22 protein-coding genes are annotated in these 23,739 nt (G+C 72.7%); 2 read left to right on the top strand and 20 right to left on the bottom strand.

Going from position 1 to position 23,739, the window contains the following annotated elements; all coding sequences use genetic code 11:
* Nucleotides 1-65: 65 nt before the first annotated feature.
* The 6 genes from ACFV2S_RS34760 to fmt all read right to left on the bottom strand — a co-directional run bounded on the left by ACFV2S_RS34760 (nucleotide 66) and on the right by fmt (nucleotide 5,344).
* Nucleotides 66-401, bottom strand: coding sequence for a barstar family protein (locus ACFV2S_RS34760; RefSeq protein ID WP_385568956.1), 336 nt, complete (start codon nucleotides 399-401; stop codon nucleotides 66-68).
* Entirely contained in the window at nucleotides 391-822 is a 432-nt protein-coding gene (locus ACFV2S_RS34755; protein WP_385568952.1) for a ribonuclease domain-containing protein, read from the bottom strand. Before ACFV2S_RS34755 ends, ACFV2S_RS34760 begins: the two co-directional genes overlap by 11 nt.
* Before the next feature lie 51 nt (nucleotides 823-873).
* Entirely contained in the window at nucleotides 874-1,923 is a 1,050-nt protein-coding gene (locus tag ACFV2S_RS34750) for a sugar-binding transcriptional regulator (protein WP_383792364.1), read from the bottom strand.
* Nucleotides 1,924-2,043: 120 nt separating this feature from the next.
* Nucleotides 2,044-2,727 (bottom strand): ribulose-phosphate 3-epimerase, encoded by a 684-nt coding sequence (gene rpe, locus ACFV2S_RS34745; protein ID WP_041128223.1) that lies wholly within the window; start codon nucleotides 2,725-2,727, stop codon nucleotides 2,044-2,046.
* 150 nt (nucleotides 2,728-2,877) lie between these two features.
* Nucleotides 2,878-4,290: an RsmB/NOP family class I SAM-dependent RNA methyltransferase gene (locus tag ACFV2S_RS34740; protein ID WP_385568944.1), complete on the bottom strand. Its 1,413-nt coding sequence runs from the start codon at nucleotides 4,288-4,290 to the stop codon at nucleotides 2,878-2,880.
* 121 nt (nucleotides 4,291-4,411) lie between these two features.
* Nucleotides 4,412-5,344, bottom strand: coding sequence for a methionyl-tRNA formyltransferase (fmt, locus tag ACFV2S_RS34735; RefSeq protein ID WP_385568939.1), 933 nt, complete (start codon nucleotides 5,342-5,344; stop codon nucleotides 4,412-4,414).
* Between the two features lie 229 nt (nucleotides 5,345-5,573).
* Between fmt and ACFV2S_RS34730 the strand changes: the two genes are divergently transcribed.
* Nucleotides 5,574-6,095: a hypothetical protein gene (locus ACFV2S_RS34730; protein WP_385568934.1), complete on the top strand. Its 522-nt coding sequence runs from the start codon at nucleotides 5,574-5,576 to the stop codon at nucleotides 6,093-6,095.
* A gap of 152 nt (nucleotides 6,096-6,247) precedes the next feature.
* Here ACFV2S_RS34730 and ACFV2S_RS34725 read toward each other — a convergent pair whose 3' ends face one another.
* The 14 genes from ACFV2S_RS34725 to pyrR form a co-directional block, all read right to left on the bottom strand.
* Nucleotides 6,248-8,377: a primosomal protein N' gene (locus ACFV2S_RS34725; protein ID WP_385568931.1), complete on the bottom strand. Its 2,130-nt coding sequence runs from the start codon at nucleotides 8,375-8,377 to the stop codon at nucleotides 6,248-6,250.
* Between the two features lie 93 nt (nucleotides 8,378-8,470).
* Entirely contained in the window at nucleotides 8,471-9,694 is a 1,224-nt protein-coding gene (gene metK, locus ACFV2S_RS34720) for a methionine adenosyltransferase (protein ID WP_385568927.1), read from the bottom strand.
* Between the two features lie 267 nt (nucleotides 9,695-9,961).
* On the bottom strand, nucleotides 9,962-11,173 hold the full coding sequence (gene coaBC, locus ACFV2S_RS34715; RefSeq protein WP_383792378.1) for a bifunctional phosphopantothenoylcysteine decarboxylase/phosphopantothenate--cysteine ligase CoaBC: 1,212 nt from the start codon (nucleotides 11,171-11,173) through the stop codon (nucleotides 9,962-9,964).
* A 108-nt stretch (nucleotides 11,174-11,281) separates the two neighbouring features.
* Nucleotides 11,282-11,554 carry a DNA-directed RNA polymerase subunit omega gene (rpoZ, locus tag ACFV2S_RS34710; protein WP_046907460.1) on the bottom strand — a complete coding sequence of 91 codons (273 nt, stop codon included), beginning with the start codon at nucleotides 11,552-11,554 and terminating at the stop codon, nucleotides 11,282-11,284.
* A gap of 28 nt (nucleotides 11,555-11,582) precedes the next feature.
* Nucleotides 11,583-12,146, bottom strand: a complete 564-nt coding sequence (gmk, locus tag ACFV2S_RS34705; RefSeq protein ID WP_385568919.1) for a guanylate kinase — start codon at nucleotides 12,144-12,146, stop codon at nucleotides 11,583-11,585.
* Between the two features lie 72 nt (nucleotides 12,147-12,218).
* Complete coding sequence (locus ACFV2S_RS34700) at nucleotides 12,219-12,542, bottom strand: integration host factor (protein ID WP_030204477.1); 324 nt, start codon at nucleotides 12,540-12,542, stop codon at nucleotides 12,219-12,221.
* Nucleotides 12,543-12,838: 296 nt separating this feature from the next.
* Nucleotides 12,839-13,675, bottom strand: a complete 837-nt coding sequence (gene pyrF, locus ACFV2S_RS34695) for an orotidine-5'-phosphate decarboxylase (RefSeq protein ID WP_385568913.1) — start codon at nucleotides 13,673-13,675, stop codon at nucleotides 12,839-12,841.
* A complete protein-coding gene (locus ACFV2S_RS34690; protein WP_385568909.1) occupies nucleotides 13,672-14,781 on the bottom strand; it encodes a quinone-dependent dihydroorotate dehydrogenase in 1,110 nt (369 codons plus the stop codon). The genes pyrF and ACFV2S_RS34690 overlap by 4 nt, the downstream gene beginning before the upstream one ends.
* Before the next feature lie 77 nt (nucleotides 14,782-14,858).
* Nucleotides 14,859-18,167 (bottom strand): carbamoyl-phosphate synthase large subunit, encoded by a 3,309-nt coding sequence (gene carB, locus ACFV2S_RS34685; RefSeq protein ID WP_385568906.1) that lies wholly within the window; start codon nucleotides 18,165-18,167, stop codon nucleotides 14,859-14,861.
* Nucleotides 18,160-19,302, bottom strand: coding sequence for a glutamine-hydrolyzing carbamoyl-phosphate synthase small subunit (gene carA, locus ACFV2S_RS34680; protein WP_385568901.1), 1,143 nt, complete (start codon nucleotides 19,300-19,302; stop codon nucleotides 18,160-18,162). The genes carB and carA overlap by 8 nt, the downstream gene beginning before the upstream one ends.
* A complete protein-coding gene (locus ACFV2S_RS34675; protein ID WP_383792393.1) occupies nucleotides 19,299-19,871 on the bottom strand; it encodes a hypothetical protein in 573 nt (190 codons plus the stop codon). Before ACFV2S_RS34675 ends, carA begins: the two co-directional genes overlap by 4 nt.
* Entirely contained in the window at nucleotides 19,868-21,154 is a 1,287-nt protein-coding gene (locus ACFV2S_RS34670) for a dihydroorotase (protein WP_385568894.1), read from the bottom strand. Before ACFV2S_RS34670 ends, ACFV2S_RS34675 begins: the two co-directional genes overlap by 4 nt.
* Nucleotides 21,155-21,156: 2 nt before the next feature.
* On the bottom strand, nucleotides 21,157-22,185 hold the full coding sequence (locus ACFV2S_RS34665; protein ID WP_385568891.1) for an aspartate carbamoyltransferase catalytic subunit: 1,029 nt from the start codon (nucleotides 22,183-22,185) through the stop codon (nucleotides 21,157-21,159).
* 84 nt (nucleotides 22,186-22,269) lie between these two features.
* Nucleotides 22,270-22,836, bottom strand: a complete 567-nt coding sequence (gene pyrR, locus ACFV2S_RS34660) for a bifunctional pyr operon transcriptional regulator/uracil phosphoribosyltransferase PyrR (RefSeq protein ID WP_385568887.1) — start codon at nucleotides 22,834-22,836, stop codon at nucleotides 22,270-22,272.
* Between the two features lie 245 nt (nucleotides 22,837-23,081).
* Here pyrR and bldD point away from each other — a divergent pair, with 245 nt between their 5' ends.
* Nucleotides 23,082-23,582: a transcriptional regulator BldD gene (bldD, locus tag ACFV2S_RS34655; protein WP_017242229.1), complete on the top strand. Its 501-nt coding sequence runs from the start codon at nucleotides 23,082-23,084 to the stop codon at nucleotides 23,580-23,582.
* The last annotated feature ends 157 nt before the right edge of the window (nucleotides 23,583-23,739 follow it).

Genomic DNA, 23,739 nt, shown 5'->3' with positions numbered 1-23,739 from the left:
CATTTCAGCCAGGGGAAAAAGCACGTAGTTCATTGTCCCACGCCTGTACGAATACCAGTCCCCGGCTAATCATCCGATGCTTGCGGCAGTGGCTTCGTCGGATCATCCGAATGCTCCCCGAGGGAGAGGAGGACGGAGAGGCGGGTGGGGCGTTCCTCGACCGCCGTGGCGAAGACCTCCTGCGCGGTCGCCCACTCCCGCGGGCGCGTCCTGGCGTAGGCCTGCCAGCCGGTGACGACGAGGGTGACCGGCTCGGGCAGGTCGGTGAGGCAGTCCGCGAGGGCGTCCCAGTTGCGTCCGAACCAGTCGGGCAGCGCGAGCGTGTCGGCGCACCGGTCCATGAGCGCGGCCTTGTCCACGACTCCGGTCAGGTCGAGGACGACGGGGTCGTCACGTGTCATCCGTGACCACCTCCCGGAAGGTCTCGTAGTGGTCGTCGGTGTAGTACGTCTCGCCGTTCCGTCCGGTGACGATCCGGCGGGCTCCCCGGTCGTGTTCGCCGGGGGTCTTCACGGTGTACTCGTGGTAGTAGCCGCGCGCCTCGCGGGGCAGGATCCGCTCGAAGTTCGAGAAGACGGTGCCGTCCTTGGCGTACGGGAAGGGGCCGCCGCGCGCGATGAGCGCGAGCGTCTTCCGTGCCTCGGGAGGCAGGTCCGCCGCTCGTACGGCGGGGAGCCCGGAGGTGCCGGTGGGCGCGGCGGCCACGGCGGTACGGGAGGGGGCGGGGGTGACGGTGCCGGTGCCGCCGCCCGACGAGGAGCACCCGCCCAGGAGGACGGCGAGGACGAGCGCGAGGAGCACGCGCAGGGGCCGGAGCGACATGTCCCGAACATACCGTTGCGGGATCGCTCCGGCCCCTGGGGACGGCGGCGTTCAGCTGCCGTCGGGGTCCTTCCGGTCGAGTGCCGGGTGCGTGCCCGGGCTCGACTCGGTGAGCAGGTAGTCCGCCGCGGCGCGGTCGGTGACCAGGCTGGTGACGAGCCCGGAGCGGAGCACCGCGCCGATCGCCGCCGCCTTGCGCTGGCCGCCGGCGATGGCCACGACCTCGGGGATCCGGCGCAGCCGGTCCGCCTCGACGGTGATGCAGCGCTCGCCCAGGTCGCGGCCGACCCGGCGCCCCTCGGAATCGAAGAGGTGCGCGGACATCTCGGCGGCGACGCCGAGCGAGGCGTAGTGGGCGCGCTCGGCGTCGGAGAGCATGTCGTGGACGGTCGAGATGCCCGGCTCCCAGGAGCCGATGGAGACGCAGGCGACGGTGACCTTGTCGAAGTACTCGAAGGCCCGGGCGATGCCGGTCTGGCTGCGCAGCGCGGCCGCGGTGGCGGGGTCGGGCAGCAGCATGGGCGCGTAGATGGGGTGGGCCTCGCCGCCCGAGACCTGCGCGGCGCGCCGGACGGCCTCGACGGAGCCGCGCTCGGCGGTCCCGGCGTCGTACACGCCGGTGAGCTGGACGACGGTGCAGGGCGGCAGCCGGTCGAGGGCGGCCGCCATGTGGATGGTGGAGCGGCCCCAGGCCAGGCCGAGCACGTCGCCCTCGGTGACGAGCTCGCCGAGCAGGTCGGCGGCGACCTCGCCGAGGTTCTCGGGGTCGGGCGACTCGTCGTCGCCCTCGGCCGGGGACTCGACGACGACGGCGTGGCGGAGCCCGTAGCGGGCGCGGAGCGCGTCGGAGCGCTCGGCGTCCAGCTCGGCCGGAACGCGGATCTCGATCCGCACGAGGTCGCGCTCCAGGGCGGTCTCCAGGACCCGGGCCACCTTGAAGCGGCTCACGCCGAACTCCTCGGCGATCTGGATCTTGGACTTGCCCTCGAGGTAGAAGCGGCGGGCCATGGCCGCCGCCTGCACCAGCTCCGCGGGGCCCATCCGCAGGGCTGACCGTCCCGCCGACATACCGGCCACCGCGATCTCCTCACTGCTGTTCACGTACCGCTGTTCACGTACGGCTGTCGTTCACACTCTGGCTCGCCGTTCATCCTGTCAGAAACGACGGGCCTTGATCAGTCCTGTCGGCGGCCCGACGGACCGCGTTCATCCGCCGGAGGCTCAGTGGCCACACGCCCACGCGGCGGAGGCGGTCGCGGCCTCCGCGCGGGCCCTGAGCGAGGCGACGGCCGCGGCCGGATCCGCCGCTCCGTAGACCGCGGAGCCCGCGACGAAGACGTCGGCGCCGGCCTCGGCGCACCGCTCGATCGTGGACTCGGCGACCCCTCCGTCGACCTGGAGCCAGAGCTCCAGGCCGTGCTTGGAGATCAGTTCCCGGGTACGGCGGATCTTGGGCAGCATGATGTCGAGGAAGGCCTGGCCGCCGAAGCCGGGCTCGACGGTCATGATGAGCAGCATGTCGAGCTCGGGGAGCAGGTCCTCGTAGGGCTCGATCGGCGTGGCCGGCTTAAGCGCCATCGAGGCCCTGGCCCCCTTGGCCCGGATCTCCCGCGCGAGCCGCACCGGCGCGGCGGCCGCCTCGACGTGGAAGGTGACCGAGCCGGCGCCCGCCTCGACGTACTGGGGGGCCCAGCGGTCGGGGTCCTCGATCATCAGGTGGCAGTCGAGCGGGGTGTCCGTCGCTCGGGCCAGCGACTCCACGATCGGGACGCCCAGCGTCAGGTTGGGCACGAAGTGGTTGTCCATCACGTCGACGTGCAGCCAGTCGGCACCGCCGACGGCCTTCGCCTCATCGGCGAGCCGGGCGAAGTCCGCGGACAGGATGCTGGGGTTGATCTGCGCCATGTGCCAAGCCTCCCACGTTCTTGGGTACTTCTTTGCCGCTGAGCGGTTTCGGATCCGGTCCAGACCAATTTCGGTACGAAGCGACGAGACCGGGACCTGGACGGACCGGGAGATTGCGGTCAGATGATCGAAGGGTCGGACGCGCCGGGGTCAGGCGGTCCGGCGCAGCAGCGCCAGATACATGGCGTCCGTACCGTGCAGATGCGGCCACAGCTGGACGTCCGGGCCGTCGCCGAGCGCCGGGACGCCGGGCAGCAGCGGGCGGGCGTCGATCAGCTCGGCGCCGCCGGTCCTCTTCAGGACGTCGTCGACGACCACGCGGGTCTCGGCGAGGTGCGGCGAGCAGGTGGCGTACCCCACGACGCCTCCCACGCGGACCGCGCTCAGGGCCTCGGTCAGCAGGGCGCGCTGGAGCGGGGCGAAGCCGTCCAGGTCCTCGGGACGGCGGCGCCAGCGGGCCTCGGGACGGCGGCGCAGGGCGCCGAGGCCCGAGCACGGCACGTCGACGAGGACGCGGTCGAAGGAGCCGGGGCGCCACGGCGGGCGGGTGCCGTCGGCGGCGATCACCTGGTAGGGGCCGGGATTGCCGGCCAGGGCGCGCTCGACGAGGCGGGCGCGGTGGGGCTGCTTCTCGGAGGCGAGCAGGAACGCGCCGCGCTCGGCCGCGAGGGCGGCGAGCAGGGCGGCCTTGCCGCCGGGGCCGGCGCAGCCGTCGAGCCAGCGGGTGTCGCCGCCCTCCACGGGCGCGTTGGCGAGGGCGATCGCGACGAGCTGGCTGCCCTCGTCCTGGACGCCGGCGCGGCCCTCCTTGACGGCCTCGATGGCGCCGGGCTCGCCGCCCTCGGTCATCCTCAGGGCGTACGGCGACCAGCGGCCCGGGAGGGTGTCGGTGACGGCGGCCAGCTCCTCGGTGGTGGAGCGGCCGGGGCGGGCGACGAGGGTGACCTCGGGGCGCTCGTTGTCGGCCTCCAGGAGGTCCTCGATCCCGGCGCGGCCGCCCCCGAGGGAGTCCCAGAGCGCCGAGACGACCCAGCGGGGGTGGGAGTGGACGACGGCGAGGTGGTCCTCGGCGTCGTCCTCGTACGGCGGGGCGACCTGCTCGACCCAGGCGTCGAGGTCCTGCTGCGAGATCTTCCGCAGCACGGCGTTGACGAACTTGGCGCGCCCGTCGCCGAGCACCACGCGGGCGAGCTCGACGCTGGCGGAGACGGCGGCGTGCGTCGGGATCCGCGTCCCGAGCAGCTGGTGCGCGCCGAGGGACAGCACGTCGAGCACGGGCGGGTCGACCTCGCGGAGGGGCCGGTCGATGCAGGCGGCGACGATCGCGTCGTACGTGCCCTGGCGGCGCAGCGTCCCGTAGACGAGCTCGGTCGCGAGCGCCGCGTCCCGGGCGTCGAAATCGCCCTTCTCGCGGGCCTTCCGCAGCAGCGGGGGCAGCACCAGGTTCGCGTAGGCGTCCCGCTCGTCCACCGCCCTCAGCGCCTCGAAGGCGAGCATCCGGACGGGGTCCTTCTGGGGCCGCCGGTAGGGCTTGGGGGGACGACGACGTGCCTGCTCGCTCAAAGGTGCTCCGCGTGACGAAATGAAGAAGGTGAAGAAGGTCGAACCCTCTCAGCCTACGTCGCCCGCGGAGCGGCCCGCGTCGCGCGGCCCACCCCCGCTCCCCCGCGCTCCACGCCCTGCCCTACGCCCCCAGGCGCTCCCCCGGCGCGATGCGGACGCCGCGGGCCCAGTCGGCGGCCTTCATGGGCTTCTTGCCCTGGGGCTGGACCCAGAGCAGTTCCACGGCGTGGGAGCCGGTCCCCGCGTACACGTTGTTCTTGCCCACCGCGAGCTCGCCCGGGGCCAGGCCGTCGTGGTCCGGGAGCGGGGTGACCTGGATCAGCTTGAGGCGCTCGCCGCGGAAGACCGTCCAGGCGCCGGGGGCCGGGGTGCAGCCGCGGACCACGCGGTCCACGCGGAGCGCGGGGGCGGCGAAGTCCACGTGGGCGTCCTCGACCTGGATCTTGGGGGCGAGGGTGATGCCCTCGACCGGCTGCGGGACGGCCCGGAGCGTGCCGTCCTCGATGCCGTCCATGGTCGCGGCGAGCAGTCCGGCGCCCGCGAAGGCGAGCCGGGTGAGCAGGTCGCCGCTGGTGTCGGTCGGCCTGATGTCCTCGGTCACGACGCCGTAGACCGGGCCGGAGTCGAGCCCCTCCTCGATGAGGAAGGTGGAGGCGCCCGTCACCTGGTCGCCGGCCATCAGGGAGTGCTGCACGGGCGCCGCGCCGCGCCAGGCGGGCAGCAGCGAGAAGTGCAGGTTGACCCAGCCGTGGGCGGGCACGTCGAGGGCGGTCTTGGGCAGGATCGCGCCGTACGCGACGACGGGGCAGCAGTCCGGGGCGATCTCCCGCAGCCGGGCGAGGAAGTCCTCGTCGCGGGGCCTGGCCGGCTTCAGGACCTCGATCCCGGCCTCCTCCGCCCGCTGGGCCACCGGGCTGGCGACGAGCCGCCGGCCGCGGCCCGCCGGGGCGTCCGGCCGGGTGACCACGGCGGCCACCTCGTGCCGCCCGGAGGCGAGCAGGGCGTCCAGGGCGGGAACGGCGACCTCGGGGGTGCCTGCGAAGACGAGCTTCATGGGTGGCGACTGCCTGTCTCTCCGGGGGCGTTGCGGGCAGCGCACCAGTCTAGGCGTCCGGTGGCCGAGGGGGCGTACGGGAGGTCGAGCGCCCCGCGCATATGCGTGTACGCCCCCGCAGCGTGACCCAACTCCCGGTGGCGCGTTGGTCAAGAGAGATTGACCGAATCGGGCCGCTGTCCCCCCGCCGCGGCCCGCCCCCTTACACGCCGGTTCGAGAGGCTTTCACATGGCCGACCACGCAACCCACGACGCCCAAGCCCGGGCAAGTCTGCATCTGTTGGTGCGGGACATCGAGAGGGTCCGGCGGCAGGTGGACGCACTGCGCACGCTCACGGCCCAGCTGGGCAATGTCTACCGCCCTCGCCGCTCCGGCCCGTCGACGGGCTTCGTCGTCTACGGGCGCGCGCCCGCCCCGACCGTACGTCTCGCCCAGGAGCTGCGGGACAGTGTCGAGACCCTGGTGACCGCGGCGGTCGACTTCGACCGCTCGCTCGGCTTCTCCTGGGACGCGGTGGGTTCCGCGCTCGGGGTCACCAAGCAGGCCGTCCACCGCCGGTACGGCGCCCGGCGCGCGCCCCAGCCGGGCGCGGCCCCCGTGGAGCAGGAGCACGTGGTGGAGCCGGGCACGACCCGGACGCTGCCCACGGTCCCCGCGGCCCGTTCGATGCCGCCGCAGCCCACCTCGGGCAGCGCCACCCTCCGCGAGGACCCCCGTCCGCCGGCCTTCCCCGGCCCGCGCAACGGCTGACGCCCGCCCGAGTCCGCTTCCGCCACGGCCGCCCGCCCCGTCCCGGGGCCGGGCGGCCGTGGCGTGCCGGGACCCGCCCGGCCGGTGGGCCGGCGCCCGGTGCGGAGCGGCGACCGGAGCCGGCCGCACCTCACGGGGCGCGGCCGCGTCCGTCAGCCGATGTCCGGCGGGTCGACCCGGATCCGCACCGGATCCCCGCCGCCGCGCGCCAGGCGCCCCGCCCGGGCCTGCTTCAGGGCGGCCGCCAGGGCCGCCCCGCTGCCCGGCGGCACCCGGACCAGGGCCCGCTCCCACTGCTCCCCCGGCGGCGGGTCGCCCGGTCTGCGCGGCCCGCCGGGACGGACGACGGGCAGCGGGACCGGCCCGAGGACCTCGGCGTCGGCGGGGAGCCCCGCCCCGGCGAGGAAGCCCTCGACGGCCTCCGGAGGCCCGCTGACGGCGGCCATCCGGGAGACCGGCGGGAAGCCCAGCTCGGCCCGCTCGGCGAGCTCCCGCCGGGCGTGCCCGACCGGGTCCCAGCGGACGAGCGCCTGCACCGGCCGGAGGGTCGGTTCGGCGACCACGACGACGGTGCCGCCCTCGGCCTGGCCCCGGACCAGGGAGGCCGCGTCGATCCAGCGGCGCAGCGCCTCCTCGCCCGCGCGCAGGTCGGGGCGGCCGAGCAGCGCCCAGCCGTCGAGGAGGAGCGCGGCGGCGTAGCCGCCCTCGGCCACGGGTTCGGCACCGGGGGTCGAGACGACCAGCGCGGGGCGCCCGGGCACGCTGTCCAGGACGTGGTCGCGGCCGGAGGTCCGTACCGGCACGGCGGGGAAGGCCCGGCCGAGCTCCTCCGCGGTCCGCCGGGCGCCGACCACCTGGGCCCGCAGCCGGGTCGAGCCGCACTCCACGCAGTGCCAGTCGGGGGCGCCTCGGCCGCACCAGCCGCACCGCAGCTCCTGCTGCTCGGGGGCCTCCAGGGGCCCGGCGCAGTGCCGGCAGCGGGCGGGGGTGCGGCAGCGCTCGCAGGCCAGCCTCGGCACGTACCCCCGGCGGGGGACCTGCACGAGCACCGGCCCGGTCTTGAGCCCCTCCCGTACGGTCTGCCAGGCCAGCGAGGGCAGCCGGGCGGCGCGCGCGGCCTCGTCCCGGGCGAGTTCGCCGTCGCCGACGGTCCGGATCAGCGGGGCGGCCCTGCGGACCTGCTCGCGTCCGGCGTCCAGCGCCTGGGCCCAGCCGGACTCGACGAGCTGGGCGGCCTCGACGGTGCAGCCGGTGGAGCCGAGGAGGAAGGCGCAGCGGTCGTGGGCGGCGCGCAGCAGCAGCACGTCGCGGGCGTGCGGCTGGGGGGCGTGCGGCTCGCTGTGGCTGCCGTCGCCGTCGTCCCAGATGACGGCGAGACCCAGGTCCCGCACGGGGGCGAACATCGCGGCCCGGGTGCCGACGACGGCCCGCACGGCGCCGCGCCGCACGGCGAGCCACTGCGCGTACCGCTTCTCGGGGCCCGCCTCGGCGGTGAGGACCGCGTGCCGGCCCGCCCCCAGGACCTCGTTCAGGGCCGCGTCGACCCGGCCGACGGCCCGCCCGTCGGGGACGACGACGAGCGCGCCCCGCCCGGAGGCGAGGGTGGCGGCGACGGCCCGGGCGATCTCCTCGGCCCAGTGCGGCCCCGGCAGCGCGTTCCACACGGCCCGGGGCGCCCCGCCGCGCGCGAGGGAGTCCAGGAACGCGGGACCGCGGTCGTACCGCGTCCAGCTGCCGGGATCCGGCGCCGCGGGCGGCGGCAGCGGCGCGGGCGAGGGCTTGCGCTCGGCGGTGGCGTTCCGCGGGGGGACGGCCAGCTGGAGGACGTCGGCGAGGCTTCCCGCGTACCGGTCGGCGACGGCTCGGGCCAGGCCGAGCAGCTCCGGTCCGAGCACCGGTTCGGGTGAGACGACGTCGGCGAGCGCGGCGAGCGGCCCCGAGTAGTCGGACTCGGCGCGCCGTTCCACGAGGAATCCGTCGATGAGCCGGCCGCCCTCCCGCCGGCCGCCCCGCACCTGGTGGGCGCCCGCCCCGAACCGCACCCGGACCCGCACACCGGGCCGTGCGGTCTCGTCGAGCTCCTCGGGGACCGCGTAGTCGAAGAACTGGTCGAGGTGGAGGGCGCCCTTGTTCACGACGACCCGCGCGACGGGCAGCTCCTTGGCCAGCGCGGCCCCGCGCCAGGTCCGGGGCTTGGCCCGCGGCACCTTCGCGCTCCGTACGGTCTCCCGGATGAGCGCGAGCTGCTCGGGCTCGTCGGACTTCTCGTTCTCGCTGCTCACAGCCCCATACCTACCAGACGCCACCGACAGCCGGACATGGCCGGAGCCCGGCACCCCCACGGGGTACCGGGCTCCGAAGCCTCAGGCCTGGGACTACAGGCCGGCGGCCTGCTTCAGGGCGTCCACGCGGTCCGTGCGCTCCCAGGTGAAGTCCGGCAGCTCACGGCCGAAGTGGCCGTAGGCGGCGGTCTGGGAGTAGATCGGGCGGAGCAGGTCGAGGTCGCGGATGATCGCGGCCGGGCGGAGGTCGAAGACCTCGGCGATGGCGTTCTCGATCTTCTCGTTCTCGACGGTGTTGGTGCCGAAGGTCTCGACGAAGAGGCCGACGGGCTCGGCCTTGCCGATCGCGTAGGCGACCTGGACCTCGCAGCGCGCGGCGAGGCCGGCGGCGACGACGTTCTTGGCGACCCAGCGCATGGCGTAGGCGGCCGAGCGGTCGACCTTGGACGGGTCCTTGCCGGAGAAGGCGCCGCCACCGTGACGGGCCATGCCGCCGTAGGTGTCGATGATGATCTTGCGGCCGGTGAGGCCGGCGTCGCCCATCGGGCCGCCGATCTCGAAGCGGCCGGTCGGGTTCACGAGCAGGCGGTAGCCGTCGGTGTCGAGCTTGATGCCGTCCTCGACGAGCTGCTTCAGCACGTGCTCGACGACGAACTCGCGGATGTCGGGCGCGAGCAGCGACTCGAGGTCGATGTCCGAGGCGTGCTGCGAGGAGACGACGACCGTGTCGAGGCGGACGGCCTTGTCGCCGTCGTACTCGATGGTGACCTGGGTCTTGCCGTCGGGGCGCAGGTACGGGATGGTCCCGTTCTTGCGGACCTCGGTGAGACGCCGGGAGAGGCGGTGCGCGATGTGGATCGGCAGCGGCATCAGCTCGGGGGTCTCGTCCGACGCGTAGCCGAACATCAGGCCCTGGTCGCCGGCGCCCTGCTTGTCGAGCTCGTCGTCCTCGCCCCTCTGGGAGGCGCCCTCGACCCGCGACTCGTACGCGGTGTCCACGCCCTGGGCGATGTCCGGGGACTGGGATCCGATGGACACCGACACGCCGCAGGAGGCGCCGTCGAAGCCCTTCTTCGAGGAGTCGTAACCGATCTCGAGGATCTTGTTCCGGACGAGGGTCGGGATGTCCGCCCACGCCTTCGTGGTGACCTCACCGGCGACGTGCACCAGGCCGGTGGTGATCAGCGTCTCGACGGCGACGCGCGACGTGGGGTCCTCGCGCAGCAGTGCGTCGAGGATGGTGTCGCTGATCTGGTCAGCGATCTTGTCGGGGTGGCCCTCGGTGACGGACTCCGAGGTGAACAGACGACGGGACACAACGCTCCCTGGGGTTGCAGCGGCTGCTGGCTACTCGTGACGCGGACCGGCAGGGGGCTGCGCCCCGCGACGTTCCACGAACAGTCTATCGGTCGTGGTCGGACAATGGACCAGGTGTCTCGCCTGGCGAATGCCAGTGGACAGCCGGAACCGGCCTCCGGCAAGGCAGAGCTGCCCACTCGGGTGGGGCGCAAATCACTCCCGGGACGGCGTTTCACGTCGTCGGGGAGCGGGATCGCGCCACCGTCCCGGGCGGGCCGTGATGCGTCAGGTCACGGGGCGCAGCCGCGGCAGGACCAGGTCCCAGACCGTCTCGGCGAGCGCTTCCTTCGGCCCGTACGGTACGGGGGTCTCGGCGCCGTCCGAGGCGAGGACGACGGCCTCGTTCTCCTCGGAGCCGAAGGTCTTGCGCTCCCCCACCTCGTTGACGACGAGGAGGTCGCAGCCCTTCCGGCGGAGCTTCGCGCGGCCGTTGGCGAGGACGTCGTCGGTCTCGGCGGCGAAACCGACGACCACCTGGCCGGGCAGGGCCCGGTCGGCGGCCAGCTCGGCCAGGATGTCGGGGTTGCGCACGAGCTCGATGGTGGGCGCGCCCCCGTCGTCCGTCTTCTTGATCTTGCCGGGGGCGTAGACGGCCGGGCGGAAGTCGGCGACGGCGGCGGCCATGACGACCGCGTCGGCGTCGGCGGCGGCCTTGAGCACCGCCTCGCGGAGCTGGACGGCGGTGCCGACGTGGACCACGTCGACCCCGGCCGGGTCCGCGATGCCGGTGTTCGCCTCCACCAGGGTGACCCGGGCACCCCGGGCGGCGGCGGCCTTCGCGAGGGCGTAGCCCTGCTTCCCGGACGAGCGGTTCCCGAGGTAGCGGACGGGGTCGAGCGGTTCGCGGGTGCCGCCGGCGCTGACGACGACGTGGCGGCCCGCGAGGTCGGGGGCCGCGTCGCCGCGGGCCAGGATCCGGCGGCAGACCTCGAAGATCTCCGCCGGGTCCGGGAGGCGGCCCTTGCCGGTGTCGACGCCGGTGAGGCGGCCGACGGCGGGCTCGATGACGACGGCGCCGCGGCGGCGCAGGGTGGCCACGTTCTCCTGGGTCGCCGGGTGCTCCCACATCTCGGTGTGCATGGCCGGGGCGAAGACGACCGGACAGCGCGCGGTGAGCAGGGTGTTGGTGAGCAGGTCGTCGGCGAGGCCGTGGGCGGCCTTGGCGAGCATGTCGGCGGTGGCGGGGGCGACGACGACGAGGTCGGCGGCCTGGCCGATCCGCACGTGCGGGACCTCGTGGACCGAGTCCCACACCTCGGTGGAGACGGGGTTCCCGGAGAGCGCGGACCAGGTCGCCGCGCCGACGAAGTGCAGTGCGGAGTCGGTGGGGACGACGCGCACGTCGTGGCCCGACTCGGTGAGCCGGCGGAGCAGCTCGCACGCCTTGTAGGCGGCGATGCCGCCGCTCACGCCCAGGACGACCTTCGGCTCGGACACGACTTCCACGACTCCCCGCACTCGGATGCGTACGACTCCATCAGACACCACAGGCCCGGCGGATGGTCCGCCGGGCCTGTGGTGACAAGCGTTACAACGTGGATTGCTCTACTGAGCGGGGTCCGCGATCTTCTCGGAGGTCAGCAGGCCCGCGTTGATCTCCCGCAGGGCGATCGAGAGCGGCTTCTCGTGGACGTGGGTGTCGACCAGCGGACCCACGTACTCCAGCAGGCCCTCGCCGAGCTGGGAGTAGTACGCGTTGATCTGACGCGCGCGCTTGGCCGCGTAGATCACGAGGCTGTACTTCGAGTCCGTGGCCTCGAGCAGCTCGTCGATCGGCGGGTTGATGATGCCCTCGGGCGCGGTGATGGAAGAGGACACGCTCTACCTTCCGAAGATGGAAAAAAGATCAGACAACGTGCATCAACGTTAGCAGCTCGCGTGCGACGTCCTCGACGGAGGTGTTGACGAGGGTGCTGTCGAACTCGGACTCGGCGGCCAGCTCGATCTTGGCGGCCTGCAGACGGCGCTCGATGACCTCGGGCGACTCGGTGCCGCGGCCGGTGAGGCGGCGCACCAGCTCCTCCCAGCTCGGCGGGGCCAGGAAGACCAGCTGGGACTCCGGCATGGAGTCCTTCACCTGACGGGCGCCCTGGAGGTCGATCTCCAGGAGCACGGGCTCTCCGGAGTCCAGCCGCTCCAGGACCGCGCCGCGGGGGGTGCCGTAGCGGTTGCCCGCGAACTCGGCCCACTCGAGGAGCTCACCGTTGGCGATCAGCTTGTCGAACTCGTCGTCCGTGACGAAGAAGTAGTGGACGCCGTGCTTCTCGCCGGGGCGGGGCTTGCGTGTCGTCGCCGACACCGAGAGCCAGACCTCGGGGTGGACCTTGCGCATATGAGCGACGACCGTGCTCTTGCCGACCCCTGAGGGGCCGGAGAGCACGGTCAGCCGCGGACGTACCTCTGCTGCCATGCAGCGATTATTCCAGCTTTACCGGCATGCCCGGGACGCGTGTCCCGGATCCGAGGCCGGTCCGGCCGCCGATCAGGCGCCGGTGCTGCCGAACTCGCGCTCCAGGGAGGCGATCTGGTTGGAGCCGAGACCGCGCACCCGGCGGCTCTCGGAGATGCCGAGCCGCTCCATGATCTGCTTGGCACGGACCTTGCCGACGCCGGGCAGGGACTCAAGGAGCGCGGAGACCTTCATCTTGCCGATGACGTCGTTCTCCTGGCCCGTCTTGATGACCTCGTGGAGGGAGGCGCCGGAGTGCTTGAGTCGATTCTTGACCTCGGCCCGCTCCCGGCGAGCCGCGGCGGCCTTTTCGAGCGCGGCTGCGCGCTGTTCAGGGGTAAGGGGCGGAAGAGCCACGCCTACGTCACCTCGGATGTCGATCTGTCGGATACGGACCGGTGAGGAACCTGACGCCCCACACCAGTGGAGCAACGTGCAACGGAGTGGCCGTTGAACGCCTGCTCTGCCCCGGAGACTAGCGGCCGAGGCCGCTCCAGTCAGCGAGAACAGAGGAAAAGTCCTGGTCAGCATCGACCGACCAGGACTTTTCCGGCATAACGACCCGGTTTTGAGCCAAGTTTTCGTCAAGTGGTGAGACGGCTCACCATCGGGCGGCCCGTCCCCTCCGACCTGCGGATTGTCCGGGAGACCCGTCAGCCGGCGACGGCCGAGCGGATCTCGTCCGCGTACCGGTGAGCCGAGTCCCGCAGGGCGGCCACGTCGGGGCCGTGCCGGAGGACCCCGCGGCTGACGTTCGGGACCACGTTGCCGACCGCGGCGCCGAAGACGGCCGGGAGGTCAGCGGGGGTCGCGCCCTGCGCGCCGATGCCGGGGGCGAGGAGCGGCCCGTTGATGTCCAGGTCGAAGGAGGACAGATCGCCGAGGGTGGCGCCGACGACCGCGCCGAAGGAGCCCATCGGGGTCTCCCCCGCGTTCTCCTCGGCGAGGTGGGCGAGCATCGTCGCGCCGATGGTGCGGCCGTCCTCGCGGACCGCCCGCTGGACCTCCGCGCCCTCCGGGTTGGAGGTGAGGGCCAGCACGAAGAGGCCGGCACCGGACTCCCGCGCCAGGTCGACGGCCGGCTTCAGGGCGCCGTAGCCGAGGTACGGGGAGACCGTCAGCGCGTCGGAGAAGAGCGGGGAGTCCTTGTGCAGGAAGGTCTCCGCGTAGGCCGCCATCGTGGAGCCGATGTCGCCGCGCTTGGCGTCCATGACGACCAGGCCGCCCGCCGCGCGCAGATCGGCCGTGGCGCGCTCCAGGACGGCGATGCCGCGCGAGCCGAAGCGCTCGAAGAAGGCGGACTGCGGCTTGAAGACCGCGACGGTCCCGGCGAGGGCCTCGACGACCGTGAAGGTGAAGCGCTCCAGGCCGGCGATGTCGTCGTTCAGGCCCCAGGAGGCGAGCAGCGCGGCGTGCGGGTCGATGCCGACGCAGAGCGGACCGCGCTCGTCCATGGCGGAGCGCAGGCGGGTGCCGAAGGAGAGGGTCACGAGGCGGCCTTTCGGTTGTCGGCGCCGACGGCCTCGGCGAGGGTGGCGTACGGGGAGGCCGCGAGGCGCGCGGCCAGGCCCTTGTGGATCGCGCGGGCGTAGAACGGGCCCTCGTAGATGAAGGCGCTGTAGCCCTGGACGAGGGTGGCGCCGGCGAGGATCCGCTGCCAGGCGTCCTCGGCGTTCTCGATGCCGCCGACGCCCACCAGGACCAGGCGGTCGCCCACGCGCGCGTGGAGGCGGCGCAGGACGGCCAGGGAGCGCTCCTTGACGGGCGCGCCGGACAGGCCGCCGGTCTCCTTGACCAGCGCCGGGTCGGACTTCAGGCCGAGGCCCTCGCGCGCGATGGTCGTGTTGGTGGCGATGATGCCGTCGAGGCCGAGCTCCAGGGCGAGGTCGGCGACCGCGTCGACGTCCTCGTCGGCCAGGTCGGGGGCGATCTTGACCAGGAGGGGGACGCGGCGGTCGGTGACCGTGCGGTCGGCGGCCTCGCGGACGGCCGTGAGGAGCGGGCGCAGGGACTCGGTGGCCTGGAGGTTGCGGAGGCCCGGGGTGTTCGGGGAGGAGACGTTCACCACGAGGTAGTCGGCGTGCGCGGCGAGGCGCTCGGTGGACTTCACGTAGTCGGCGGCGGCCTCGGCCTCGGGCACGACCTTGGTCTTGCCGATGTTGACGCCGACGGTCGTCCGGAAGACCGCCCTGCGGGCGGCCAGGCGCGCGGCGACGGCGGCGGAGCCCTCGTTGTTGAAGCCCATGCGGTTGATCAGGGCGCGGTCCGGGACGAGCCGGAAGAGCCGCTTCTTGGGGTTGCCGGGCTGGGCCTCGCCGGTGACGGTGCCGATCTCGACGTGGTCGAAGCCGAGCATCGACATGCCGTCGATGGCGACCGCGTTCTTGTCGAAGCCGGCGGCGAGGCCGAAGGGGCCGTGCATCCGCAGGCCGAGGGCCTCGGTGCGCAGTTCCCTGTACCGGGGCGCGAGGACGGCCGCGACGAAGGTGCGCAGGACCGGGGTGCGGGCGGCGAGGCGGATCCAGCGGAAGGCCGTGTAGTGGGCCTGCTCGGGGTCCATCCGCTTGAAGACCAGGTTGAAGAAGAACTTGTACATGGGTCTGTCGTCCAGGTGTGCTCATGACGAGGGGGACACCGCAGGTCCTGCCGGTGTCCCCCTCCTCGTACGGGCTGCTAGTCGCGGGCCGCGGTCAGGTGCTCCGCGTGCTCCTGGAGCGAGCGGACGCCCACGTCGCCGTGGCCCAGCGCCTCGATGCCCTGGACGGCCGCGGCGAGCGCCTGGACCGTGGTGAGGCAGGGGACGCTGCGCGCCACCGCGGCCGTACGGATCTCGTAGCCGTCGAGGCGGCCGCCGGTGCCGTACGGGGTGTTGACGATCAGGTCGACCTGGCCGTCGTGGATGAGCTGGACGATGGTCTTCTCGCCGTTCGGGCCCTCGCCCTCGCTGAGCTTGCGGACGACCGTGGCGTTGATGCCGTTGCGCTTGAGGACCTCGGCGGTGCCGGAGGTGGCGAGCAGCTCGAAGCCGTGGGCGACGAGCTCCCGGGCCGGGAAGATCATCGAGCGCTTGTCGCGGTTGGCGACGGAGATGAACGCGCGGCCCTTGGTGGGCAGCGGGCCGTAGGCGCCGGCCTGCGACTTGGCGTAGGCCGTGCCGAAGACCGCGTCGATGCCCATGACCTCGCCGGTGGAGCGCATCTCCGGGCCGAGGACGGTGTCGACGCCGCGGCCGTGCACGTCGCGGAAGCGCGACCACGGCATGACGGCCTCCTTGACGGAGATCGGCGCGTCGAGCGGCAGGGTGCCGCCGTCGCCGGTCTTCGGGAGCAGGCCCTCGGCGCGCAGCTCGGCGACGGTGGCGCCCAGCGAGATGCGGGCGGCGGCCTTCGCCAGCGGCACGGCGGTCGCCTTCGAGGTGAAGGGGACGGTCCGGGAGGCGCGCGGGTTGGCCTCCAGGACGTAGAGGATGTCACCGGCCATGGCGAACTGGATGTTGATCAGGCCGCGGACGCCGACGCCCTTGGCGATGGCCTCGGTGGAGGCGCGCAGGCGCTTGATGTCGAAGCCGCCGAGGGTGATCGGGGGCAGGGCGCAGGCCGAGTCGCCGGAGTGGATGCCGGCCTCCTCGATGTGCTCCATGACGCCGCCGAGGTAGAGCTCCTCGCCGTCGTAGAGCGCGTCGACGTCGATCTCGATGGCGTCGTCGAGGAAGCGGTCGACCAGGACCGGCCGGGTGGGGCTGATCTCGGTGGACTCGGCGATGTACGACTCCAGGCGGGCCTCGTCGTACACGATCTCCATGCCGCGGCCGCCGAGCACGTACGAGGGGCGCACGAGGACGGGGTAGCCGATCTCGTCGGCGATGGCCTTGGCGCCGGCGAAGGTGGTCGCGGTGCCGTGCTTCGGCGCGGGGAGCCCGGCCTCGGCGAGGACGCGGCCGAAGGCGCCGCGGTCCTCGGCGGCGTGGATGGCCTCCGGGGAGGTGCCGACGACCGGCACGCCGTTGTCCTTGAGCGCCTGCGCCAGACCCAGCGGGGTCTGGCCGCCGAGCTGGACGACGACACCGGCGACGGGGCCGGCGAGGGTCTCGGCGTGGACGATCTCCAGCACGTCTTCCAGCGTCAGCGGCTCGAAGTACAGGCGGTCGGAGGTGTCGTAGTCCGTCGAGACGGTCTCCGGGTTGCAGTTGACCATCACGGTCTCGTAGCCGGCGTCGCTCAGGGCGAAGGAGGCGTGGACGCAGGAGTAGTCGAACTCGATGCCCTGGCCGATGCGGTTCGGGCCGGAGCCCAGGATGATCACCGCGGGCTTCTCGCGCGGGGCGACCTCGCTCTCCTCGTCGTACGAGGAGTAGAAGTACGGGGTCTTGGCGGCGAACTCGGCGGCGCAGGTGTCGACCGTCTTGTAGACCGGGCGGACGCCGAGGGCGTGCCGGACCTCGCGGACGACGTCCTCGCGCAGGCCGCGGATCTCGGCGATCTGGGCGTCGGAGAAGCCGTGGCGCTTGGCCTCGGCGAGCAGCTCGGGGTGGAGCTTCTCGGCGGCGGCCAGCTCGTCGGCGATCTCCTTGATCAGGAAGAGCTGGTCGACGAACCACGGGTCGATCTTCGTGGCGTCGAATACCTCCTGCGGGGTGGCGCCGGCGCGGATGGCCTGCATGACGGTGTTGATGCGGCCGTCGGTCGGGCGGACCGACTCGCGCAGCAGCTCCGCCTTGTCGCCGGGCTCGCCCACGAAGGTGAACTGCGAGCCCTTCTTCTCCAGGGAGCGCAGGGCCTTCTGCAGCGCCTCGGTGAAGTTGCGGCCGATGGCCATGGCCTCGCCGACCGACTTCATGGTGGTGGTGAGGGTGGAGTCGGCCTGCGGGAACTTCTCGAAGGCGAAGCGCGGGGCCTTGACGACGACGTAGTCGAGCGTGGGCTCGAAGGACGCCGGGGTCTTCTCCGTGATGTCGTTCGGGATCTCGTCCAGCGTGTAGCCGACGGCGAGGCGGGCCGCGATCTTGGCGATCGGGAAGCCGGTCGCCTTGGAGGCGAGCGCCGAGGAGCGGGAGACGCGCGGGTTCATCTCGATGACGATGATCCGGCCGTCGTCCGGGTTGATCGCGAACTGGATGTTGCAGCCGCCGGTGTCGACGCCGACCTCGCGGATGATCGCGATGCCGATGTCGCGGAGCCGCTGGTACTCGCGGTCGGTGAGCGTCATCGCCGGGGCGACGGTGATCGAGTCACCGGTGTGGACGCCCATCGGGTCGAAGTTCTCGATGGAGCAGACGACCACGACGTTGTCGTGCTTGTCGCGCATGAGCTCCAGCTCGTACTCCTTCCAGCCGAGGATGGACTCCTCCAGGAGCACCTCGGTGGTCGGGGAGAGCGTGAGGCCCTGGCCGGCGATGCGGCGCAGCTCGTCCTCGTCGTGGGCGAAGCCGGAGCCGGCGCCGCCCATGGTGAAGGAGGGGCGGACGACGACGGGGTAGCCGCCGAGCGTCTCGACGCCCTTGAGGACGTCGTCCATGGAGTGGCAGATCACCGAGGCGGCGGACTCGCCGTAACCGATCTTGGCCTTGACGGCCTCGACGACGCCCTTGAAGAGGTCGCGGTCCTCGCCCTTGTTGATGGCCTCGACGTTGGCGCCGATGAGCTCGACGCCGTACTTCTCCAGGACGCCCTGCTCGTGCATGGAGATCGCGGTGTTGAGCGCGGTCTGGCCGCCGAGGGTGGGCAGGAGGGCGTCGGGGCGCTCCTTGGCGATGATCTTCTCGACGAACTCGGGGGTGATCGGCTCGACGTACGTGGCGTCGGCGATCTCCGGGTCGGTCATGATCGTGGCCGGGTTGGAGTTGACCAGGATCACCCGCAGGCCCTCGGCCTTGAGGATGCGGCAGGCCTGGGTGCCGGAGTAGTCGAACTCGGCGGCCTGGCCGATGACGATCGGGCCGGAGCCGATGACCAGGACGGACTGGATATCGGTGCGCTTAGGCACGCTCGGCCTCCATGAGGGATACGAAGCGGTCGAAGAGGTACGCGGCGTCGTGCGGGCCCGCGGCCGCCTCGGGGTGGTACTGGACGGAGAAGGCCGGCTGGTCGAGCAGCCGGAGGCCTTCGACGACCTGGTCGTTCAGGCAGACGTGGGAGACCTCGGCGCGCCCGTAGGGGGTGTCCGAGACCTTGTCGAGGGGCGCGTCGACGGCGAAGCCGTGGTTGTGCGCGGTGACCTCGACCTTGCCGGTGGTGCGGTCCTGGACCGGCTGGTTGATGCCGCGGTGGCCGTACTTCAGCTTGTAGGTGCCGAAGCCGAGGGCGCGCCCGAGGATCTGGTTGCCGAAGCAGATGCCGAAGAGCGGGGTCCTGCGCTCCAGGACCGCCCGCATGACGGCGACGGGGCCGTCGGCGGTGGCCGGGTCGCCCGGGCCGTTGGAGAAGAAGACGCCGTCCGGGTTCACCGCGTAAATGTCCTCGGCGGTGGCGGTGGCGGGGAGGACGTGGACCTCGATGCCGCGCTCGGCCATCCGGTGCGGGGTCATGCCCTTGATGCCGAGGTCGACGGCGGCGACGGTGAACTTCTTCTCGCCGATCGCGGGGACGACGTACGTCTCCTTGGTGGCGACCTCGGCGGAGAGGTTCGCGCCCTTCATCAGGGGCTGCGCCTGGACCTTGGCGAGCAGCGCGGCCTCGTCGGCGAGGGCGTCGCCGGAGAAGATGCCGACGCGCATGGCGCCGCGCTCGCGCAGGTGGCGGGTGAGGGCGCGGGTGTCGATGCCGGAGATGCCGACGACGCCCTGGCGGACCAGCTCCTCGTCCAGCGAGCGCTGCGCGCGCCAGTTGGAGGAGACGCGGGCGGGGTCGCGGACGACGTAGCCGGAGACCCAGATGCGGCCGGACTCGGGGTCCTCGTCGTTGACGCCGGTGTTGCCGACGTGCGGGGCGGTCATGACCACGACCTGGCGGTGGTACGACGGGTCGGTGAGGGTCTCCTGGTAGCCGGTCATGCCGGTGGAGAACACGGCCTCGCCGAAGGTCTCCCCCACGGCCCCGTAGGCGCGGCCGCGGAAGGCGCGGCCGTCCTCCAGGACGAGTACGGCGGGAGTCTTGGCGGCTCCCCTGGTGGAGGTCGTCATCGTGCGATGCCTTCCGTCGTGTTGATCATGGAATTGATGGCCTCGACCCAGGCGGTGTGCTCGGCCGCCCGGTCGGACCGGAAGCCGGAGTCGAGCAGCTTGTCGCCGTGCGCCCAGGTGACGATCAGCAGGCCGCCCTCGGCGAGGACCTTGCCGGCGATGCCCTTGTCGAGGCGGGCCTCGCGCAGGGCCTCGGCCGGGACGAAGAAGTCGTTCGCCCCGGGGCGGACGACCTCGAGCCCGGCGTCGGTGAGCGTCAGCTCGACGCGGCTGCGGGTGCCGAGGCCGTGGGCGACGATCCGGTCGAGCCACTGCCCGGCGGTCGTGGACCCGTGGTAGCGCCCGCTGAGAGTCAGTCTCGCCTCACCGGTGGTGTCCGGCGCGGTGGGCAGCTCGGGGAGGTCCGACTGGAGGCTGCCCCGCCATTTCCATCCCTGGCGCATCAGCCAGTACACGAAGACGACGAAGAGGAGCAGTCCGGCGACCCAGCCGAGCCGTCCGGCCCAGTCGGTCACCTCCGCCGACTTCTGCTCGGCAGCCTCTGCGGCGATTGCGATGAGTGGTGTCACGCCAGCTTCCCGTCCACGACCGTTGCCCGGCCCCGCAGGAAGGTGTGGGTGACGCGTCCCGGCAGCTCGCGGCCCTCGTAGGGGGTGTTGCGGCTGCGGGAGGCGAAGTCCGCGGGGTCCACGACACCACGGTAAGCCGGATCGACCAGCGTCAGGTTCGCGGGCTCACCTGCCGAGACGGGTCGTCCGTGGCCCTTGGCCGCTCCGATGCGGGCGGGGGCGAAGGACATCCGCTCGGCGACGCCGGCCCAGTCGAGGAGGCCGGTCTCGACCATCGTCTGCTGGACGACGGAGAGGGCGGTCTCCAGGCCGACCATGCCCATGGCGGCCGCGGCCCACTCGCAGTCCTTGTCCTCGTGCGGGTGCGGGGCGTGGTCGGTGGCGACGATGTCGATGGTGCCGTCGGCGAGCGCCTCGCGCAGGGCGAGGACGTCCTTCTCGGTGCGCAGCGGCGGGTTGACCTTGTAGACCGGGTTGTACGAGCGGACCAGCTCGTCCGTGAGGAGGAGGTGGTGCGGGGTGACCTCGGCGGTGACGTCGATGCCCCGGGACTTGGCCCAGCGGACGATCTCGACGGAGCCTGCGGTGGAGAGGTGGCAGATGTGGACGCGGGAGCCGACGTGCTCGGCGAGGAGGACGTCGCGGGCGATGATCGACTCCTCGGCGACGGCGGGCCAGCCGCCGAGGCCCAGCTCCGCGGAGACGATGCCCTCGTTCATCTGGGCGCCCTCGGTGAGGCGGGGCTCCTGGGCGTGCTGGGCGACGACGCCGCCGAAGGCCTTCACGTACTCCAGGGCGCGGCGCATGATCACGGCGTCGTCGACGCACTTGCCGTCGTCGGAGAAGACCGTGACGCCGGCGGCGGAGTCGTGCATGGCGCCGAGCTCGGCGAGCTTCTTGCCCTCCAGGCCGACGGTGACGGCGCCGATGGGCTGGACGTCGCAGTAGCCGGCCTCCTGACCGAGGCGCCAGACCTGCTCGACGACGCCGGCGGTGTCGGCGACGGGGTGGGTGTTGGCCATGGCGAAGACGGCGGTGTAGCCGCCGGAGGCCGCGGCGCGGGTGCCGGTGAGGACGGTCTCGGAGTCCTCGCGGCCGGGCTCGCGGAGGTGGGTGTGGAGGTCGACCAGGCCGGGCAGCAGGATCTGGCCGTCGGCCTCGATCACGGTCGCGCCCTCGGCGGAGAGTCCGGTCCCGACCTCGGCGATCGTCTCGCCGTCGACGAGGACGTCCAGGACGTCGCCGCCGAGGACCTGCGCACCGCGGATGAGGATCTTGCTCATGGTTACTTCGTCTCCAGATCGGCGGTGTGCGCGGAGCGCTCGTCAGAAGGGTGGTGGGCGACGGGAGGGCGGGTGTGGCTGACGGCGGACTCGTTGCCGCCCAGAAGCAGGTAGAGGACCGCCATCCGGACGGAGACGCCGTTGGCGACCTGCTCGACGACCGTGCACCGGTCGGAGTCGGCGACCTCGGCGGTGATCTCCATGCCGCGGACCATCGGGCCGGGGTGCATGACGATGGCGTGCTCGGGCATCTTCGCCATCCGCTCGCCGTCCAGCCCGTAGCGGCGCGAGTACTCGCGCTCGGTCGGGAAGAAGGCGGCGTTCATCCGCTCGCGCTGCACACGCAGCATCATGACCGCGTCGGACTTCGGCAGCACGCTGTCGAGGTCGTACGAGACGTCGCAGGGCCAGGTCTCGACGCCGACGGGGACGAGGGTGGGCGGGGCCACCAGGGTGACCTCGGCGCCGAGGGTGTGGAGCAGGTCGACGTTGGAGCGGGCGACGCGGCTGTGCAGGACGTCGCCCACCAGCGTGATGCGCTTGCCGGCGAGGTCCTGGCCGAGGCCGGCGTCGCGGCCGACGAGGCGGCGGCGCATGGTGAAGGCGTCGAGGAGGGCCTGGGTGGGGTGCTGGTGGGTGCCGTCGCCGGCGTTGATGACGGGGGCGTCGATCCAGCCGGAGGTGGCGAGCCGGTAGGGGGCGCCGGACGCGCTGTGCCGGATGACGACCGCGTCGACGCCCATGGCCTCCAGGGTCTGCGCGGTGTCCTTGAGGGACTCGCCCTTGGAGACGCTGGAGCCCTTGGCCGCGAAGTTGATCACGTCGGCGGAGAGGCGCTTCTCGGCGGCCTCGAAGGAGATCCGGGTCCTGGTGGAGTCCTCGAAGAAGAGGTTGCAGACGGTCCGGCCGCGGAGGGTCGGGAGCTTCTTGATGGGCCGGTCGGCCACCCGGGCCATCTCCTCGGCGGTGTCGAGGATCTGGACGGCGTCGTCGCGGGTGAGGTCGGCGGCCGAGATGAGGTGACGCATCATCGGGGTTTCTCTCCGTGGTGGGGAGGTGTGAGGGCATGCGGGGGCACAGGGGTGTGCCCCGGCCCCGGCGGGAAGCCGGCCCGGCTAGGAGGCGGGCTTGGAGCCGAGCAGGACGGTGTCGCGACCGTCCTCCTCGGCGAGCTGGACCTTGACCGTCTCCCGCAGCGACGTGGGGAGGTTCTTGCCGACGTAGTCGGCGCGGATCGGGAGCTCGCGGTGGCCGCGGTCGACGAGGACCGCGAGCTGGACGGCGCGCGGGCGGCCGATGTCGCCGAGGGCGTCGAGGGCGGCGCGGATGGTGCGGCCGGAGAAGAGCACGTCGTCGACGAGGACGACGAGGCGGCCGTCGATGCCGTCACCGGGGATCTCGGTGCGACCGATGGCGCGGGCGGGCTTCAGCCGCAGGTCGTCCCGGTACATGGTGATGTCGAGGGAACCGACCGGGATCTTGGCGCCGGTGATCGATGCGAGCTTCTCGGCGAGCCGGCGGGCGAGGAAGACGCCGCGGGTGGGAATGCCGAGCAGAACCACGTCGTCCGCGCCCTTGGCGCGCTCGACGATCTCGTGGGCGATGCGGGTCAGGACCCGCGCGATGTCGGGGGCCTCGAGAACGGGCCGCGCGTCATCGCCGTACTGCTGCTGAGTGTCCATGGAAAACGGACCTCCTTCTCCGCCTCACGGGACGGCTCTTAAAGGACGTCGGATTTGCGCCGTTCACTCTACCAGGGGTGGGACGGACTTTCCCGCACACCCCCGTCGCCCCTCCGGGCGCCGTCCCCCGGGAGGGGCCGGTACGGACCATTCGGCTTGACGGGTAGGTGTAACGCTGCGTAACCTCACAGTGAGTTACCAGCCGCGCGGCGCAGCCGCATGTCGTCACAGCGTCCGGGAGCGTTATGTCCAGCGAATACGCAAAGCAGCTCGGGGCCAAACTCCGCGCCATCCGCACCCAGCAGGGTCTCTCCCTCCACGGGGTGGAGGAGAAGTCCCAGGGCCGCTGGAAGGCCGTCGTGGTCGGCTCGTACGAGCGCGGAGACCGCGCGGTGACCGTGCAGCGTCTTGCCGAGCTGGCCGACTTCTACGGGGTGCCGGTGCAGGAGCTCCTGCCGGGCACGACTCCGGGCGGGGCCGCCGAGCCGCCGCCGAAGCTGGTCCTGGACCTGGAGCGCCTCGCGCACGTCCCGCAGGAGAAGGCCGGCCCGCTCCAGCGCTACGCGGCGACGATCCAGTCGCAGCGCGGCGACTACAACGGCAAGGTGCTGTCGATCCGTCAGGACGACCTGCGCACGCTCGCCGTCATCTACGACCAGTCCCCCTCGGTCCTCACCGAGCAGCTGATCAGCTGGGGCGTCCTGGACGCGGACGCGCGCCGCGCGGTCGCCCACGAGGACAACTGACCCTCGGCGAGGGCACAGCAGAAACGTACCGCCGGGCCCCCCGGCGGCCGGCGGGCGTGCCCCCGGGGGGGCGGCCGGGCGCGCCCCCCGCCCCCCCCCCGCCCCCCCCCCCCCCCGCCCCCCCCGCCCCCCCCCCCCCCGCGCCCCCCCCCGCCCC

Origin of the sequence: Streptomyces sp. NPDC059695 (assembly GCF_042733785.1) — a bacterium.
Lineage (GTDB): Bacteria > Actinomycetota > Actinomycetes > Streptomycetales > Streptomycetaceae > Streptomyces.
This window is presented reverse-complemented; position numbering and strand designations above follow the sequence as displayed.